2 protein-coding genes are annotated in these 551 nt (G+C 38.5%); both read left to right on the top strand.

From position 1 onward, the window contains the following. The first annotated feature begins 20 nt into the window (after positions 1-20). Positions 21-302: a type II toxin-antitoxin system RelB/DinJ family antitoxin gene (locus IV84_RS10585; RefSeq protein ID WP_056986641.1), complete on the top strand. Its 282-nt coding sequence runs from the start codon at positions 21-23 to the stop codon at positions 300-302. A gap of 46 nt (positions 303-348) precedes the next feature. Next, positions 349-534 (top strand): hypothetical protein, encoded by a 186-nt coding sequence (locus tag IV84_RS10580; protein ID WP_056986640.1) that lies wholly within the window; start codon positions 349-351, stop codon positions 532-534. Positions 535-551 lie beyond the last annotated feature (17 nt).

Below are 551 nucleotides of genomic sequence, written 5' to 3'. Positions count from 1 at the left end.
AAAGGGGGGGCGAGAAAATCATGGCAGTTAAGGAAAAGAAACGCGTACAAGTCCAGATTGACAAAGAATTGGCAGATAATACCGAAGCCGTTTTAAGCCAGTTAGGCCTAAACCCAACTACCGCGATCAATATGTTTTATAAGCGGGTCGTAGCTGACGCAGCATTACCGTTTAAACCAGCCCTGAGCGAAGCCAAAAGAGCTAATTTAAGCCTTTTAAAGGCTACCAAAGAGACACCAGTAACAGAGTTCAAAGACGCTAAAGAAGTCGCTGATTGGCTCAATGATCCAGATGAGGACTAATGGCTTATCAGATTAAATAAATTAATAACTTGGAAGTGTGATGAACATGAAAGATACAATCACAATTAATGACTTTTTTGAAATTGCCAAAGAAACTGATTTAAAAGATTTACTTGATAAGTCATTACATGAGCCAGATCCAGAAAAGCGCAAAGTATATGACGCTTTATATACCTACTTTTTAGATAAAAGGCAAGATGAGGTTATTAAGCGAAGGGACTTTGTCCGTTGATAGATAAACCCCAATAT

Source organism: Pediococcus damnosus (assembly GCF_001437255.1).
Lineage (GTDB): Bacteria > Bacillota > Bacilli > Lactobacillales > Lactobacillaceae > Pediococcus > Pediococcus damnosus.
This window is presented reverse-complemented; position numbering and strand designations above follow the sequence as displayed.